The organism is Polynucleobacter sp. Fuers-14 (assembly GCF_018882045.1).
In the GTDB taxonomy this organism is placed as follows: Bacteria; Pseudomonadota; Gammaproteobacteria; order Burkholderiales; family Burkholderiaceae; genus Polynucleobacter.
The window spans coordinates 1-17,822 of sequence record NZ_JACVPG010000014.1 but is presented as its reverse complement, the minus strand read 5'-3'; the positions used below and the strand labels follow the sequence as shown (position 1 = coordinate 17,822).

Annotated in this window: 15 protein-coding genes; 3 read left to right on the top strand and 12 right to left on the bottom strand. The window is 46.6% G+C overall.

Going from position 1 to position 17,822, the window contains the following annotated elements:
- Positions 1-83: 83 nt before the first annotated feature.
- From xth to hrpA, 10 genes are all read right to left on the bottom strand, one after another.
- Entirely contained in the window at positions 84-932 is an 849-nt protein-coding gene (gene xth, locus ICN40_RS09185) for an exodeoxyribonuclease III (RefSeq protein ID WP_216243577.1), read from the bottom strand.
- Positions 925-2,376, bottom strand: coding sequence for a nitrogen regulation protein NR(I) (ntrC, locus tag ICN40_RS09180; protein WP_216243575.1), 1,452 nt, complete (start codon positions 2,374-2,376; stop codon positions 925-927). The genes xth and ntrC overlap by 8 nt, the downstream gene beginning before the upstream one ends.
- Positions 2,373-3,494: a nitrogen regulation protein NR(II) gene (gene glnL, locus ICN40_RS09175; protein ID WP_374222787.1), complete on the bottom strand. Its 1,122-nt coding sequence runs from the start codon at positions 3,492-3,494 to the stop codon at positions 2,373-2,375. Before glnL ends, ntrC begins: the two co-directional genes overlap by 4 nt.
- A 26-nt stretch (positions 3,495-3,520) precedes the next feature.
- Positions 3,521-4,936 (bottom strand): type I glutamate--ammonia ligase, encoded by a 1,416-nt coding sequence (gene glnA, locus ICN40_RS09170; RefSeq protein WP_072582200.1) that lies wholly within the window; start codon positions 4,934-4,936, stop codon positions 3,521-3,523.
- A 199-nt stretch (positions 4,937-5,135) separates the two neighbouring features.
- On the bottom strand, positions 5,136-5,996 hold the full coding sequence (locus tag ICN40_RS09165; protein ID WP_216243572.1) for a molybdopterin-binding protein: 861 nt from the start codon (positions 5,994-5,996) through the stop codon (positions 5,136-5,138).
- Complete coding sequence (locus tag ICN40_RS09160) at positions 5,989-6,858, bottom strand: EI24 domain-containing protein (protein ID WP_216243569.1); 870 nt, start codon at positions 6,856-6,858, stop codon at positions 5,989-5,991. The genes ICN40_RS09165 and ICN40_RS09160 overlap by 8 nt, the downstream gene beginning before the upstream one ends.
- A gap of 29 nt (positions 6,859-6,887) precedes the next feature.
- Entirely contained in the window at positions 6,888-7,859 is a 972-nt protein-coding gene (locus ICN40_RS09155; RefSeq protein ID WP_216243568.1) for a sterol desaturase family protein, read from the bottom strand.
- Between the two features lie 3 nt (positions 7,860-7,862).
- Positions 7,863-8,651 (bottom strand): polysaccharide deacetylase family protein, encoded by a 789-nt coding sequence (locus ICN40_RS09150; RefSeq protein WP_216243566.1) that lies wholly within the window; start codon positions 8,649-8,651, stop codon positions 7,863-7,865.
- A gap of 8 nt (positions 8,652-8,659) precedes the next feature.
- Entirely contained in the window at positions 8,660-9,697 is a 1,038-nt protein-coding gene (locus ICN40_RS09145) for a cytochrome D1 domain-containing protein (RefSeq protein WP_072582196.1), read from the bottom strand.
- 69 nt (positions 9,698-9,766) lie between these two features.
- Complete coding sequence (gene hrpA, locus ICN40_RS09140; RefSeq protein ID WP_216860761.1) at positions 9,767-13,777, bottom strand: ATP-dependent RNA helicase HrpA; 4,011 nt, start codon at positions 13,775-13,777, stop codon at positions 9,767-9,769.
- A 53-nt stretch (positions 13,778-13,830) separates the two neighbouring features.
- On the opposite strand from hrpA, the gene argA reads away from it, so the two are divergent.
- Together argA and ICN40_RS09130 are read left to right on the top strand one after the other, a co-directional pair.
- Complete coding sequence (gene argA, locus ICN40_RS09135; protein WP_216243564.1) at positions 13,831-15,195, top strand: amino-acid N-acetyltransferase; 1,365 nt, start codon at positions 13,831-13,833, stop codon at positions 15,193-15,195.
- A gap of 41 nt (positions 15,196-15,236) precedes the next feature.
- Entirely contained in the window at positions 15,237-15,509 is a 273-nt protein-coding gene (locus tag ICN40_RS09130; RefSeq protein WP_046330271.1) for an oxidative damage protection protein, read from the top strand.
- Between the two features lie 259 nt (positions 15,510-15,768).
- On the opposite strand, the gene rpiA is transcribed toward ICN40_RS09130, so the two are convergent.
- Complete coding sequence (gene rpiA, locus ICN40_RS09125) at positions 15,769-16,479, bottom strand: ribose-5-phosphate isomerase RpiA (protein WP_216243562.1); 711 nt, start codon at positions 16,477-16,479, stop codon at positions 15,769-15,771.
- A gap of 93 nt (positions 16,480-16,572) precedes the next feature.
- Here rpiA and tal point away from each other — a divergent pair, with 93 nt between their 5' ends.
- Positions 16,573-17,550 carry a transaldolase gene (tal, locus tag ICN40_RS09120; RefSeq protein WP_216243559.1) on the top strand — a complete coding sequence of 326 codons (978 nt, stop codon included), beginning with the start codon at positions 16,573-16,575 and terminating at the stop codon, positions 17,548-17,550.
- Between the two features lie 175 nt (positions 17,551-17,725).
- Here the strand turns inward: tal and ICN40_RS09115 are convergent.
- A partial coding sequence (locus ICN40_RS09115) for an IS3 family transposase (protein ID WP_216123889.1) occupies positions 17,726-17,822 on the bottom strand: 97 nt, incomplete at its 5' end.

Sequence of the window (17,822 nt, the reverse complement as noted above, 5' to 3'; positions counted from 1 at the left end):
TAAGGGCGGAAATTATCGATACTAATCATAAGGATAAAGCAAGATTCAGAATGCTGGGCTAGTGTAAGCCCTAGGCTTACGGATTAAGTCTTTTGGATCTGCGCAATCACTGGAGCGTGGTCCGAGGGCTGCTCCCAGGCTCTAGGCACTTTATCTACCGTGCTAGCACTACATCTTCCCTTGAGTGCCTCACTCAGCAAAATGTGATCAATGCGCATGCCGGCATTTCTTCTGAAACCCATCATGCGGTAATCCCACCAACTAAAAGTTTTCGGCGCCTGCTCAAACATTCTGAATGAATCATGGAGCCCAAGCTTGATCAGATCTTGAAACGCCTCACGCTCTGGTGGTGAAACAAGGTTCTGCCCTTCCCATGCCTTAGGGTCATGAACATCTTCATCTGCCGGAGCAATATTGAAGTCACCCAAGAGTGCTAAGCGTTCGTTCTGTTGGAGCTCTTCTGTTAACCAAGTTTGTAATGCCTTCAACCAACCTAGTTTGTATTGAAACTTGTCGCTATCAGGCGATTGTCCATTTGGAAAATAGGCTGACACCAGTCTCATTGGTTTCGTACCAGCAAAGCAAACTGTCGCCGCGAGGATGCGCTGCTGCTCATCTTCGTAGTTGGGTATGTTTCTAGTGGGGCTCAGAAATGCTGTTTCTATATCTGAAGCGATAGGTGCGAGTGCCGCTTTACGCAAGATGATCGCAACGCCGTTATAAGTCTTTTGACCGGCAGCCAAACTGAGGTAACCCGCATCTTCCAGTTCTTTATGGGGATACTTATCATCCGTAAGCTTAAGCTCTTGCAAGCAAAGCGCATCAATCGCTTGTTTCTTGCTTTCTTGATCTTGTAACCAACGAAGCACTTGTGGAAGGCGAACTTTTAAAGAGTTCACATTCCACGCAGCTATTCGAACTGAATCAGTCATCAATACCGAGCTCTTGCAACTTACGGGTAATCGTATTTCGGCCAATACCTAGACGCTGGGCAGCCTCTACCCTTCTGCCACGAGTAACTTCTAAAGCTGCCTGCAATACTGCCCTTTCAAAACGTGCGGTCAAGGCATCAAAAACTTCTTTATCGCCATCTTGCAACATCTTGACAGCCAGACGCCCCAAACCATTCTCCCAGTCACCTACAGCCACTTTGGCAGCAACGGGATTACTTGGCGAAGACTCGCCGTGAATAACGATGGGTTGTTCGTTCACTTCGGAAACAATATCAGCCGGAAGATCACTTACGCCAATCACGTTTGCAGACGTCATCACCGTTAACCAGTGGCATAAGTTCTCTAATTGACGTACATTTCCCGGAAATGGCATTGCGCTCATTTCTTTTAAGACTTCATCTGACAATTTTTTAGGTTCAACGCCCAAAGACTTCGCGCAGCTCAACATGAAATGTCTAGCTAACATTGGAATGTCTTCACTACGCTCATGTAATGAAGGCATGCGCAAACGAATCACATTCAACCGATGCAACAAGTCTTCACGGAAGAAACCAGCGGTGACTCTTGCATCTAGATTTTGATGTGTCGAAGCAATGATCCGAACATTTGCCTTAATCGGGTCTTGTCCACCGATGCGATAAAAATGTCCGTCAGTCAGAACGCGCAGTAAACGGGTTTGTAGATCAAAAGGTAAGTCACCTACCTCACCTAAAAATAGAGTACCGCCGTCAGCCTGCTCAAAACGACCTCGACGCAAAGTCTGCGCACCTGGGAAAGCACCGCGCTCATGACCAAATAACTCCGACTCCAATAAATCCTTTGGCACAGCCGAAGTACTTAATGAGACAAATGGCCCTTTGGCGCATGGACTGTGCTTATGCAGGGCGTGGGCAACCAACTCTTTACCAGTGCCGGACTCTCCAGTAATCAGGACTGTGGCGTTAGATTGCGCTAAGCGCCCAATGGCACGAAAAATTTCCTGCATTGCTGGTGCTTGACCAATAATCTCAGTGGCGTCTTGTCTCCACGCAGTTAACTCTTTCGCACCAGAGTCATTGCGGATGCCCTGCTCTACCGCACGATGAATTAATTCAATCGCCTTTTCGACATCAAAAGGTTTGGTGAGATATTCAAAGGCGCCACCTTGAAATGAAGAGACAGCGGAGTCCAAATCAGAATACGCCGTCATGATGATGACTGGTAAATTCGGATGACTTGCCTTCACGTGCTGCAATAAATCCAAGCCGTTGCCACGCGGCATACGAATATCGGAGATCAGCACCTGTGGAGCTTCTTTTTCTAGGGCATTCAGAACGTCATTTGGATTAGAGAAACTCTTGTGCGGAATATTTTCACGCGCTAGAGCTTTTTCTAAGACCCAACGAATAGATTGATCATCGTCAACGATCCAAATTGGTTTCATGATGCTTTCTCCTGCCTACGATATGGAATTTGAATATGAAAATCGGTGCGTCCTGGACGACTATTGCAAGCAATAGACCCCTGGTGTTGCTGAACAAAGGTTTGCGCTAGGGTAAGACCAAGCCCACTGCCACCCTCTCTTCCCGAAACTAATGGGAAGAAGATACGCTCAATAATTTCTTCTGGAATACCAGGGCCGTTGTCAATCACATGCAGATCCATCGCTAATTTGTAGCGATGCTTTGCAATCGTGACGGAACGTGCCACACGGGTCTTCAGTTCAATTTGCGCAATACCGCTGCTAATCTCTTCAGAAAGCGCTTGTGCAGCGTTATGCACAATATTTAAGGTTGCCTGAATCAATTGCTCTCGGTCGCCCAAGACATCAGGCAGACTTGTATCGTAGTTACGAATAATTCGCAAACCTTTTGGAAACTCTGCTAAGACTAGACTACGCACGCGCTCTAATGCTTCGTGCACATTGAAGGATTCCATCACATGCGCTTTGCGATGCGGCGCTAAGAGACGATCAACTAAAGTCTGCAGACGATCCGATTCTTTAATAATGACTTGCGTGTACTCGCGCAAGCCTTTGTCTGGTAACTCAAACTCTAATAGCTGCGCTGCCCCACGAATACCGCCCAATGGGTTTTTAATCTCATGCGCCAAATTACGCATTAATTGTTTATTTGCTTCAACCTGCTGTGTTACGCGTTCATCGCGCTCACTACGCAACTGTTGGTCGATCGGAAACCACTCCATCATGATCAGCGCGGGATCCTCTAATGCTGCAACCACTACATGCGCTGGAATGGAATCTTGATGAATGCTACCCGGCAATGAATGCAAAACCATTTCTTGGCGTTGGGCCAATACATGACCCTGTTTCACCTCAGAAATCATGTCACTTAATGCTACGTTGTCACCAAATAAGTTGTGCACAGATTGACCCTCAAGTGATTTACGCGAGAGGTCCAAGGCTGACTCGGCAGCTGGGTTCACGTACACCAATTGTTGGTTCTCAGCCTCAAATACCACGATGGCATTGGGCATCTGATCAAGCAATGTCGGAAAAAAAGGAGCAGCCGTAGCTGCTCCCTTGAACGAATTGCGCAACAGACCTGCGCTCAAGTTCTCTCCTTCGCTTACAGGGAGTAGTACATATCAAATTCGATTGGATGAGTAGTCATACGGAAACGTGTGACATCTTCCATTTTCAAATTGATATATGCATCAATCATAGATTCAGTAAATACTCCACCGCGAGTCAAGAACTCGTGATCTTTCTTCAATGCGTCTAATGCCTCTTCCAAGCTTGCGCAAACGGTTGGAATCTTTGCATCTTCTTCTGGCGGCAAGTCATATAAGTTCTTGTCAGCAGCTTCACCTGGATGAATCTTGTTCTGTACGCCATCCAAACCAGCCATCAGCAATGCTGAGAAGCAGAGATATGGGTTAGCCAATGGATCTGGGAAACGAGTTTCAATACGACGACCCTTAGGATTTGGAACATGTGGAATACGGATTGAGGCAGAACGGTTACGTGCTGAGTAAGCCAATTTAACTGGAGCCTCAAAGCCTGGAACCAAACGCTTGTATGAGTTTGTACCTGGGTTGGTAATTGCATTCAATGCTTTAGCGTGCTTGATAATGCCGCCAATGTAGAACAATGCAAACTCTGACAAACCTGCATAACCGTTACCAGCAAACAAGTTCTCACCGTTCTTCCAAACGGATTGGTGTACGTGCATACCAGAACCGTTATCGCCAACTACTGGCTTAGGCATGAAAGTTGCTGTCTTGCCATAAGCATGCGCTACGTTCTGAACAACGTACTTCTGCCAGATAGTCCAGTCAGCGCGTTGAGTCAATGTGCTGAACTTAGTACCCAATTCGTTTTGGCCTTGGCCAGCAACTTCATGGTGATGAACTTCAACTGGAATGCCCAATGACTCAAGAATCAAGCACATTTCAGAACGCATATCTTGGAATGTATCCACAGGAGCAACTGGGAAGTAGCCGCCTTTTTTACCTGGACGGTGACCAGTGTTACCGCCTTCGATTTCTGCACCAGATGACCATGGAGCTTCTTCGGAATCAATCTTCACGAAGCAACCCTGCATATCGGCACCCCAACGAACGCCATCAAAAATGAAGAACTCTGGCTCTGGACCAAAGTAAGCAGCATCGCCTAAGCCAGTGCTCTTCAAATACGCTTCAGCGCGCTTAGCGATTGAACGTGGGTCACGGTCGTAACCTTTGCCATCAGCCGGCTCAATAACGTCACATGTGAGAACCAAAGTTGGCTCTTCATAGAATGGATCGATGTATGCAGCTGTTGGATCTGGTTTGAGCAACATATCTGAAGCTTCAATACCTTTCCAACCAGCGATAGAGGAACCGTCAAATGCATGACCGCTCTCAAATTTATCTTCGTCAAAAGCAGAGATAGGCACTGTCGTGTGTTGTTCTTTACCCTTTGTATCCACAAAGCGGAAATCAACGAAAGTACATTCTTTCTCTTTAACCAACTTCATCACATCAGCGACGGTCTTCGTCATGCAAATCTCCTCTATTAACTAAATTCGGAATCAAAACTTAAGGCATACACCCTTATTCATTCCAGGCACCAAACACGCCTACTGGATGTATCTAATTTACTGAAGCAAACAAACGGGAATAGTCATTATTGCACTGTTTAAGTGCTGAAATACCCTTCATACAAGCTTAAATACCCCTATTTGCACCTTTTTAGTGCAATTAAGCCTGGCTGATGTCGTGGATTTCGTAACCCAGCTCTTGGGTACCTGCTCTCAAGGCAATCCAAGCGCTTTCTAGAAGGTTGGCATTGCCCTTTATCCCCAGCTCAATATGACGCTGGGCATAAACGCCCCCTTTAGAGGCGTCACCGACAGAAGGGAGACTAAAGACCTTCACCCCCGGAAAATTAGCCTCTATGCGCTCCATTAAGGGGGTTAAGGTAGATTCAACTCCCTTAGGAACAATGAAGCTTTGCTCTGCCCAATTTTCTTGATGGAATAGATCCTTGTAATAAGTATCTAAGCACCAAGCCATCATCGGCGCAGCCATTACCGGAAAGCCGGGTACAAAGTGATGCTCCTGTATCCGAAACCCTGGAATTTGGTTGTATGGGTTTGGAATAATCTCACTACCAATCGGAAACTCCCCCATCTTGAAGCGATGCTGATTTTCTGGAGTGCTTAAATCTGACTTGATGGGATCACCCTCAGCCATCGACTGAATGCGACCAGCAATTAATTCTTGCGCAGTTGGATGTAACTCAGTTTTTGTACCCAGAGCAAGTGCCGCGCATTGACGGGTGTGATCATCTGGCGTGGCGCCAATGCCGCCAGTACTAAACACAACATCACCACTTGCAAAACTGTCTTTGAGTGTTGCAGTAATTTGCTCGGGATCATCAGCAACGTATTTAGCCCAAGCAAGACTGAGGCCGCGCTCATTGAGCAACTCGATAAGCTTACTCATATGCTTATCTTGACGACGACCAGATAAGATCTCATCACCAATCACGATTAACCCAAAGCGACGTTGGGCTTTGCTCGGCACTTCTATTTCAACTTTTTTAATTGCATCAACCATGGTAAGGCAGTTCCATATCAACAACGCGAGATTGCACTGTGAGCGCTTGATCCAACTCTTCCTCTCTCAATTGCTTGAGTGCATCTAATAAGAAATAGCTAAACCATAAAGCAGCAAACACAAAAATCAGAGAATAAATCCAAAGAGCTATAAAACTCACTATTGGAAATAACACCAAAGCCAATGCGGAGGTAGCCCAGAAGAAGGTTGGCACTGCGCCTAACATCCCTGATGCGATACCCATACAGAGCAATGGCCAGCGATACTTTTGAAGCAGAAGATCGCGCTCTTCCGAGCTGGCATGCTTTGCCAGAACGTCATACGACATCAGGCGCATCGTTAACCAGCCCCATAGTAATGGAGGCAAGACGGCCACCAACGGAGGAACCCACCACACAGGCAAGGTGAGCATCACCAATGCAAGACAAATGAGGGCTGACCATAGGCTGTAAAGCAAACTGCGAAAGAAGCCGCCGCCCTTCTTGCACTCTAGATCCTGAAATTGTGACTGCCTAGAGGCAATCTTCACAATCGAGGGTACCGTTGAAAACGCAATAAAGACTAACAAGCTAATCGTAATCAAAGGGATGATTAGCATGACAAAAAATAATGGCGCAATCCATGCCCTGGCATTTTCAAAGCCCGCCCAAACTAAACCCTCTTGTATCCAACTAGTAAAGACAGAAGTTGTTAGAAAGATGCTTAATGTTTCTAATGCTGGAGTCCATGTGAGCCAAATGAGGCAACCCCATAAAACTGAGACGATCAAAAATGGCCTGAAGCTCAGCCATAGCATTCGCGGATGCATGGTTCCAACTAATGCCATGCCAAACGATTTAAACACTTGCGGTAATCCGACCATACAACTCCTATTGCCCGCAGACTTGCAGTCTATTTAGGCTTGAATTCTTTAATGGCACGAACCAAGCTTTGCCATTGTTGAGTGAGGATATTTTCTGAAACAGTTAAATTTCTGACTCCCGTAGGATAGACCTCTTTAGTGAAGATGGCCGTTCCAAATAACATATCCCACCACGGAAACAAAATACCAAAATTACAACCGCCTAATACGCCGGGCTTACCGATAGCCTCATGCCCATAGCCCACAGCGTGATGCATGCGGTGAAACATTGGGGAAACCAATAAGTATTTAACGGACCCTAAGTGAACCTTAATATTGGCATGCTGCCAACTTTGAATAAATTGGCTTAGCGCAATCAACATGATGAATTGTCCCGGGGAAACGCCAAACAATAGCGCGAAGAAAGCCATGAAGGTTGCACGCATGATGTCGTCGAGAATGTTATTGCGATTATCGGACCAGGCAGTCATCACTGTTTGACTATGATGCAAGGCATGTAACTGCCACCACCAATTAAATGCATGTGATGCGCGATGGTAAAGATAATCTACAAAGTCCAGAATGATGAGATAGATCAAAAAGCTAACAACGGGGACTGAGGTCACGCCTGGCCACCAGGACTCTACATTCAGGCGATCAAAACGAAAATCATGCAGGATGGAATCAATCTCAAAAAAGAATCCAGATAGGCATATAAAAATCAAGCCATGAAATATTCCCAGACGATGAAATAAGGTGTACAGAACGTCCGCCCTACTCGACTTTGAAAAACGCTCTTGCTTTTCTGCTGGGGCCAGGCGCTCCCACGTTCTTAATACAACCAGAATTAAGAAGAGCTGAACACAACCAAACAAGAACCAATCGATCCCATCAAACACATCCTCAGCCCAAGACATTAAGTCGAATTGGTACAGAATCGGACCCACTACATTAGCGAATAGAAACTCCTGAACGCTGGCATAAGCATTCGCAATCATGGAGGTGACGGTAGTGAGGTCCATGCTTTATTTTGACTGATTTGCAGAATCTTTGGGCAGTAGCCCAAAACAGAAACCACGGCCCTTCAGGTTAACAATCAACTGCTCCAAAACCGCGGGTGCCCATGGATCTTTTCTGGACCAAATACCCAAGTGAGCCATCGTGATATCGCCATCCCTGAGGTCTCTGCTCGCCCTTTCTAACAGAGCGCTGTTTGGATGCTTTTCTGAGTTCAGCTCATCCCCCAAGAAACCGGCGGGAGCCCAGCCAATGTGTTGATAGCCACACATATCCCCTATTCGAATCAAGGTAGGGGAAGTTTTACCACCTGGCGCACGCCAAATTTTCTGTAATGGCTGGCTCGTCATTTCTTGAAAGCGCTGATCAACCCGACGAATCTGTTTACACATTGCTGCCTCGTTATATAGAACAGTTTCTCCTGCCTTTGGACCAAATTGCTGTTTCTCAAAAACCTGCCCCTTAGGGCCATCCTTTACAAAGTAATCATGGTCGTAAGTATGGCTACCAAAATGATTGCCTTCCTTTGCCAATTGCTGCCAAAAGGGTTTCCAAGAGTCATCTAAGGCAAAGTCACCACGGTAAGTTTTTTCATTAGCCAAGAAAAAAGTAGCCTTTACGTTTTGCCGCTTGAGAATCTCAGCCACTTTTTCAGCAACTGACATATTGCCGGTATCGAAGGTGAGGTAGACCTTCTTGCTACATTCTGCGACTTGAGCATTGGCGCCCAATGAAAAACAGCCGAGCATCAGCACGGCTGCGATACGAATGAATGCATTAGGACTTAGGCGCTTCATGATATTAATTATTCCCATCCAGCCCTTGGAGTGAAAAACACACCATGTGGTGACTTACCAACTGGAATCACTGTTACCAACTTCATTGTTGGAATATCTATTACCCCAACCTTTTTGGAAAAGCGGAAAGTAACCCACATTGTTTTACCATCTGGAGTAATTTCCATATCGTCTGGACCGGCCGGCAGTCCAGTGATATCGCCCACCTTCTCCAAGGTTTGCATATTGATCAAGCTGATCGTAGAAGCAATACGGTTGCTTACAAATACATGCTTCTTATCCCCTAAAGGGCGAAAGTTATGAGCACCCTTACCTGTAGGGATGCGCTTCACTTCTTTGCGATTTTTCCAGTCGATCACCTGAACATAGTCTTCACCAGTAATGCCAACTAAAAGGTATTGATCTCCAGGCGTCATCCACAAACCAGCAGGCACTTTACCCGTAGGAATCACCCACAATACATTTTGTGTTTCAAGATCTATTGCAGCAAGTTCACTAGAGTCTTGCAAAGTAATAAATGCAATTTTGCTATCCGATGTAAAAGCAATATGACTGGGTGTCTTACCTAGCTTTACGGTCTTAGCTAATTTGAGATTTGCACTGTCGGCAGCATAAATATCCACTCGATCCAAGCGATTGCCATTGGCTATAAACCATTTGTGGTTTGGGGAATAACCGATTTGGTATGGATCAATAATGTTCGGAATCTTGCCAGTCAGCTCACCCGTAGTTGGATTCATCAATACAACATCATTACCTGCAGCATTGGCAATCAATAATGATTTTTGATCAGGGGTCATCATGAGGTGATGAGGCTCTTTACCAACCGGGATTGTTTTAACAACCTCACGTGTGTTCATATCGATCAAACTGACAGATGCAGAACCAGAATTCAGAATCACCGCCAACTTGGGTTGATTTGCAGGAGTTGCTGAGGCTACGGGGCTAGTGGTTTGCCCAGAAGCAGTTTGATTGGCCAACAAAAGCGCCAATAATGCAGAGGTCGCGATTGTGCGAAAACCTCTAATCTTGATAAATTTGTACATCCCTCCATTGTAAGCAATTGGGGAGACTGAATAGGCCTCAAAATCCAGTGGATATGCTTTGGATTTGACCTAGCGCAAGCTTGCTAAAACCTTTTCGAGCCGCTTTAAGGACATTGGGGTTGGGGTTTTAAGCTCTTGAGCATACAAAGCCACTCTCAACTCTTCCAGCTGCCAACGAAAATCCGTTAAAGCCTGATCCTCAGCCATCGCATAAGAGGCAGACCCCTTGTTGCCTTGCATCAGTTTTTGCCACGGACGAGCAACCGATTCCCAATCTTTTTGGCATTGGGCATCACGACTAGGATTTGATCGTAATTTATCAATCCGCATCGCAATTGCTTTTAAGTAGCGTGGCACATGCACCAATTGCGAATACGGTATCTCCGCCACGAACTTTGGGAAGATCAATCCCTGCATCTGTACCTGTATATCGGCATAAGCACTTGGCGAAGCTGCTTTTGCACTAGCAATCTTTTTCTGCAAATCTGCATGGGCTTGCAATGCATTTAATGCGTGGCGAGATATCTCTTGGGCAATAAGTGCCAATCTTGGTTTTCCGGCTTGAAGGCGCTCGGCGAATTGCTCTGCATTCACTGGAAGTTGCTCGGTCATAAAAGCACGCTCAAGGGCAATATTCAGAATCTGATCAATCAAGCCCTCTACCGATCCCACATTGATAAATAGCAAACCCAACTCACGTATACCGGGCAATTGTTTTTGTAGGGCTTTGAGCGTATCTTTATTACTCAGCGCAAATAAGCGACGTAGTCCTAAAGCATGCTGTTTGCGAGCCTCCTCTAAATCATCAAATACCTCGAGATCACAAAAGTCGATGCGATCCACTAGAGCGGGGTAACCAAATAAAGTTTTGTTTCCCTTCTGAATCTCTAAAGTTTCTGGCAACTCGCCAAACTCCCAAGTGCGGTATCCGCCCTGTTCGATCTTACGAGTCGCATCAGGGTTGGTTGCGTGAGATTTAGATTTTTCGCCTCTTGGTGGCTCCACTCCCAATTCGACCTGAGCAGTCTCTTGAGCAATGGCCTGGAAGGCATTACGGGCAGTCTGCCCATACTCTGAACGTAAGCGAGCCAAGTTGCGCTCTACCTCGAGCTGGCGTCCATGTTCGTCAATCAGACGGAAATTCATCGAGGAATGTAGTGGCAATGCCTCTGGCCTAAAGTCTGTGCGTTTAATTTCTAAGCCGCGCTCTTTGCGAATATCGCCAATCAAACTATCTAGAAAGTCACCGACGCCGAACTGCTTCTCCTCTAACTTGCGCTCAAGGAAGGACTTTGCATAATCTGGCAACGGCACACAATGGCGTCTTAATTTCTGCGGCAATGATTTAAGAAGCAGCAACACCTTCTCTTCACACATGCCAGGAACAAGCCATTCGCAACGACGGCCATCCACTTGATTAAGTTGCGTCAAAGGAACGACCAGGGTTACACCATCCTTCGGGCTGCCAGGCTCGAAGTGATAGGTGAGACTCAGCTGTGCACCACCGACTAACATCGTCTTTGGATAGCGATCTACGGTGATACCAGCCGCCTCATGGCGCATCAAGTCCGCTTTTTCTAGGCGAAGTTGAGTATCAAGACCTTTTTCGGTATTTCTATCTTTCGTTAACCACGCCTTAAGACTCTCACGACTACGCACTTCTTTAGGTATTCGAGACTCATAAAAAGCGAATAGCAAATCATCGTCTACCAATACATCTGGTCGACGAGAGCGATGTTCTAAGGCTTCGATTTCTTTAATCAAGCGTCGGTTATGCCAAAAGAATCCAAACACATTAGGATATTTTTTCTTGGCATCGGTTTCTGTTTCACGCTGGAGTGCAGGCGTATCCATGCGCCCAAACATTTCTTCCTGTACCAGGGCTTGGCCAATAAATAACTCCCTAGTTTCCTCGGGATTGTGTGGTTCATATCGAACCCTACGGCCATGATAAATCGGCAAGCCATACAAAGTGCCCCGCTCAAACGCCATCACCTCGCCCTGACGGTTATCCCAGAAAGGATCACTAAGGGATTTGATTAGGCGATGCGCAGCAACACGCTCCACCCATTGCGGCTCAATCTTCGCAATTGTTCTGGCATACATGCGATTCGTTTCTTGCAACTCTCCAGCCAAAATCCAGGCGCCTGCCTTTTTGCCAATAGTAGAACCAGGCCAAATGAATGGACGAATACCCCGCGCCCCTACGTAACCACCTGTTTTGCTATTGCGATCTTGAGATTTCTCGTCTTCTTCTTTTTTGGCTACATATCCGAGTAGGCCAGTTAATAAAGAAAGGTGTACCTGTTCATACGTTGCGGCCAAAGCATTTTCTTTCCAACCCTTTTCACCAAGCATCGTATGCAACTGGCCATGTACATCGCGCCATTCACGTAAGCGACGAGGTGACAGAAATTTACTCTTGCATAGATTCTCAAGCTGTCGATTGCTATGTTTGTGTTGTAGAGCATCTTGATACCAATTCCAGAGTTTGACGAAACTCAGAAACTCAGAGCGTTCATCAGCAAACTGAAGGTGGGCTTGATCGGCGGCGGCAGCTTGGTCCATGGGGCGATCACGCGGGTCTTGCGTAGCTAAAGCAGATGCAATGATGGTGACTTCCTTTAAGGCATTCTGCTCTTTAGCAGCTAAGAGCATTCTGCCAATGCGCGGATCAAGGGGTAAGTCTGCTAATTGTTTGCCAATGGCCGTGAGCTTAAAGCTGTTATTAATATCCTTGCCATCTGCAGGCTCTGATTCATCAAATTCAATTGCGCCTAATTCGTCTAGAAGTTGCACGCCATCGGCAATCGCTCTACCCAAGGGTTTATCAATGAAGGGGAAATGCTGGATCTTGGGTAAGCGTAAGGAGCTCATGCGCAACAGCACTGCAGCTAACGAGCTACGCAATATCTCTGGATCAGTAAATTTAGGCCGCCCTAGATAATCTTGCTCACTATACAAACGTACGCAGATGCCATCGGATACACGACCGCAACGCCCTGCTCTTTGATTGGCAGCAGCTTGCGAGATGGGTTCAATTTGTAACTGCTCTACCTTATTGCGATAGGAGTAGCGTTTGACCCTCGCCAGGCCACTATCGATCACATAACGAATGTTCGGCACCGTTAATGAGGTCTCTGCAACGTTAGTTGTCAGAATGATGCGCCGCCCATTGCCAGGACTGAACACCCTTTCTTGCTCAGCCACCGATTGACGAGCAAATAAACTCAGAATCTCGGGATGAAAGCGTTGCTGCAAGACATGATCTTTACGTAAGGCTTCTGCGCAATCGCGTATCTCACGCTCGCCCGGTAAGAAGACCAATACGTCTCCTGTGCCTGCCGCTCCCTCTCGCCATAAGCTGGCGATCTCTTCCGTCACCGCATCCGGAATTTCCTTGGCAGTTTTGGATTCTTTTTTGCCATCCGGCTCCAGCGGTGCATAACGTTGCTCTACCGGAAACAATCTACCGCTGACTTCGATAACGGGTGCTACCTTGCCATTCATGGCAAAGTGCTCGGCAAAACGCTGGGCATCGATGGTTGCTGAGGTAATGATCAGCTTGAGATCTGGCCGCTTTGGGAGTAGCTGTCGCAGATATCCCAATAAGAAATCAATGTTCAGACTACGTTCATGCGCTTCGTCAATGATGAGCGTGTCATAAGCACGTAACTGAGGGTCTCGCTGAGTCTCTGCTAGTAAGATGCCGTCGGTCATCAGTTTGATAGAAGCGGTATGGCTAGTCTTATCAGCAAAGCGAACTTGATAGCCTACATCTTGGCCAATTGGCGAACCTAGCTCCTGGGCGATACGCTTGGCCGTAGCGGTGGCTGCAATCCGGCGAGGTTGAGTATGGCCAATGAGCTTGCCGCCATTAATCGTGCCCCGCCCCAGATCCAAACAGATCTTCGGAAGCTGGGTAGTCTTGCCCGAGCCAGTCTCACCGCACACAATCACTACCTGGTGGCTCTGCAAGGCATCCTTGATCAGCTGACGCTGACCAGAGACCGGCAATTCCTCTGGAAAGCGAATTTCTAGCTTACGTGAGGTGTTGGAAGCAGGCACAGGCTGTGGCATTGCTTTGGGTTTTTGTTGGTTTATGGGCTCTTGCACCCTATAATTTTCTCACTATGCCAACAAATGCACCGAACCAGGCCTTAATGGCCGAAGAAACGACCTCCAACTTCCCTTTCGTAGGGTGGTTGCGCGATGTTGCGCCCTACATTCATAGCTTCCGCGAGAAGACCTTTGTGATTGCCTTTGCGGGTGAACTGGTCCAAGAAATCGGCCTTGAGAATCTGATTGAAGATATCGCCATGCTCCATGCTATGGGGATGCGCATTGTTTTGGTTCACGGCATCCGCCCACAGATTGAAGAGCAGTTGATGCTCCGGAATATTAAAAGCAAGTTTGGCAAGAGCGCCTTGCACAGCTATCGGATTACTGATGCAGCCGCACTAGAGTGCGTAAAAGAAGCTGCCGGTGAATTGCGCCTCGATATTGAAGCAGCATTTAGCCGTGGCTTACCAAACACTCCCATGGCTGGTTCACGTATCTCTGTGATCTCAGGAAACTTTATTACTGCAATGCCTGTGGGTGTTGTTGAAGGCACTGATTACATCCATACCGGTTTGGTGCGTAAAGTTGACTCTAGCTCGATTAGGCAGTCTCTTGATAGCAATAAGATTGTGTTGCTGTCTCCTTTAGGTTTCTCGCCAACAGGTCAAGCATTTAATCTAGCGTATGAAGACGTGGCAGCATCGACTGCTGCTGCATTGAAAGCTGATAAGTTGATTTTCCTGAGTCCATATGCTGATTTAAAAGACGCAGAAGGCGACTTCATCACTGAACTATCTATGCCTCAGTTGCAAGAGTATGTTGCCCAGAACAAAGACATGGATCTCGGCATGAAGAGTTTACTCAGCATCTCTGGCAGAGCAATACGGGCAGGCGTTAGCCGGGTTCACTTTTTGCCCTGCAATCAGGATGGAGCCCTACTAGAAGAGCTCTTTACCCATGATGGTATTGGGATGATGCTAGCCTCATCCGATATTGAGAACTTACGCGAAGCCAACCAAGATGATGTCGGCGGTATTTTGCAATTAACCATGCCCCTGGAAGATGAAGGCATCTTGGCAGCTCGTGGACAAGATGTGATTGAACGTGATATTCAGCGCTTCTCAGTGATAGAGCATGACCGCGTTCTCTTTGGTTGCGCCGCCCTCTTCCCATTTCCCAATGGTGTTGGTGAGTTAGCTTGTCTTGCGGTAGATCCTGATGTTCAAGGGTCGGGTGACGGCGAGCGTCTACTCAAGCGTGTTGAAATGCGCGCCAAGCAAGAAGGCATTAAAAAATTATTTGTTCTCACTACTAGAACTGAGCACTGGTTCTTAAAGCGTGGCTTTAAACGGGCAACGGTCGATGATCTGCCTGAAGAAAGAAAACAAATTTATAACTGGGACCGCAAGTCCATGGTTTTAACTAAAGATCTATAAGTAATTTAAGAAACTGAAGAAATACTAGAAAGGTATTACAGATGGCACGCATGGTTCAATGTATCAAACTCAATAAAGAAGCTGAGGGAATGGATTTTGCCCCGCTTCCAGGCGAGCTAGGTAAGAAGGTCTGGAATCAAGTCTCCAAAGAAGCTTGGGCTGCTTGGTTAAAGCACCAAACAATGCTGATTAATGAAAACCGCCTCAATATGGCTGACCCTCGCGCTCGCCAATACCTCTTAAAGCAGGTAGAAAAGTACTTCTTTGAAGGTGGTGCTGATATGGCTCAAGGTTACGTACCGCCTGCAGAGTAAGTAAATATCGGTTGCGGTGTTGCAGCAAATAACTGATTGAAAAATATATTTTGAATTGCTGTTGACACTGCCAACGATAAGCGTAGGATGAAGTTGTGGTGAGACAGAATTAGTGTCCCACTCACATTGGCGAAAGCCACTTAAGATGAGTGCATCTGTGCACTCATAGATGTCGGAACTAATTACCTTCCGATTATCTGCGCCATGCATACCATGGCAGACAAACCCGATGGGCATACCCCGTCGGGTTTTTTAATTTCTACAGCGCAATTCTTTCAACGCCAGCAGCGTTGCTAACCAGCAGAATATTGGCTTTCTCTTTAGCAAACAGACCAACAGTAATCACACCAGCAATTTGGTTGATTTGCGCTTCCATCTGAATAGGGTCGGCAATCTTCAGGCCAGCTATATCTAAGATCCAACCACCGTTATCGGTGACAAAAGGCTCGCTGGGAGTTTGATTGAGATCGGCCCTAGTGCTCTTTGCCAGACGTAGGGTAACTTTTCCGCCTAATTTTGCCAACTCACGACTCACAGCGCCTTTTGCAAGAGGAATGATTTCTACTGGTAATGCAAAGTTGCCTAGCACCGGAACTTGTTTTGATGAATCGCAAATGCAAATGAATTGCTTTGCCATGGAGGCAATAATTTTTTCTCTGGTGAGCGCTCCGCCGCCGCCCTTAATCATATGACCCAAAGGATCGATTTCATCTGCCCCATCAACATAAGCTGGCAGACCTTGCACATCATTTGGGTCTAGCACCTTAAAACCGTGTTTGAGTAAGCGTTCAGTCGTAGCGTTAGAGCTCGATACCGTGCCCGCAAAATGATCCTTATGCGGAGCTAGCGCATCAATGAAGCAATTGGCAGTCGAGCCTGTACCAACGCCCAAAATCTGTCCAGCAGGCAGCTTAAGCACTTCATCTTTAGCCGCCTCGCCTACCATTTGCTTTAGTTGATCTTGGTTCATATAGCTATCAAATGCCTTTACTGGAACTGAGTAATTAATCCATCTATCATATGATATCCACAAGAAAACAAACTTAGAGCAACGAGCAAGCCCATGAATAGCACCCCTTCGTCACTAAGCCAACTAGAGCAACTGAAGAAACTCACCACCGTTGTGGCTGATACAGGCGATTTTGAGCGTATGCAGGCTTTTCAGCCGCAAGATGCGACTACCAACCCATCCCTGATTCTGAAAGCTGCTCAACAAAGCAATTACCAAGATTTGGTGCAGTCGGTCAAAGCAGCGCATCTAGGTATGAGCCCGACCGATTTGGTGGATTACATCTTGGTTGCGTTTGGTTTGGAGATTCTGAAGATTGTTCCTGGTCGCGTTTCTACCGAAGTTGATGCCAGACTTTCTTTTGATAGTAAGGCGGCTGTAACTAAAGCTAAGCATTTAATTGCTTTGTACGAATCCCATGGAATCGATCGCAAACGCATTCTTATTAAGTTAGCTAGTACGTGGGAAGGCATTGCCGCCGCCAAAGAATTAGAGGCGCAAGGTATTCATTGCAATATGACCCTACTCTTCTCACTCGTGCAAGCGGCTGCATGTGGTGCAGCCAATGCAAAACTCATTTCTCCATTTGTGGGTCGTATCACCGATTGGAATAAAGCTAAGTTAGCTAGCAACTGGAGTGACAGTGCTAATGGTGGTGCAAATGATCCTGGCGTAACTTCAGTAAAGAGAATCTTTCACTATTACAAACACTTTGGCATTCCTACTGAAATCATGGGGGCTAGCTTTCGCAATACCAGCCAGATATTAGAGTTAGCTGGTTGCGATCTTTTGACTATTAGCCCAGAGCTATTGGCTGAGCTGCAAAGTAGTAATGCGCCTGTTGAGAAAAAACTTAATCCTGCCAATGCCAAAGCTGCATTAGAGGCGGAAGGCATTGCACCGCTAAAACTAGAGGAATCCAGTTTCCGCTTGCAGCTCAACAATGATGCAATGGCTACCGAGAAATTGGCTGAAGGGATTCGGAACTTCTGCGTGGATACGGAGAAGTTAGAGGCGCTGCTAGCCAAGTAATTGAGATTGGGGCTACAGCTTATTAAACGCAGAGCCCTATTGATGCGTAGGCATCTTTGTAAAGCAAGGGCGGCTTTCGCCACCTCTGCAATGGCTGTTAACGACCCACAGCAGTCATTTACTGGCAATAAAAAACCAGCCTAATGAACTGACCCCCAAAAGTTGGACAGTTTAGTTAGGTTAGCACGAGGGATTGAGTTCGGTATTGCACCGGGCTTAATCCCTTTAGTTTTTGTTTGATCCGATCATGGTTGTAGTAGTGGATATATTCC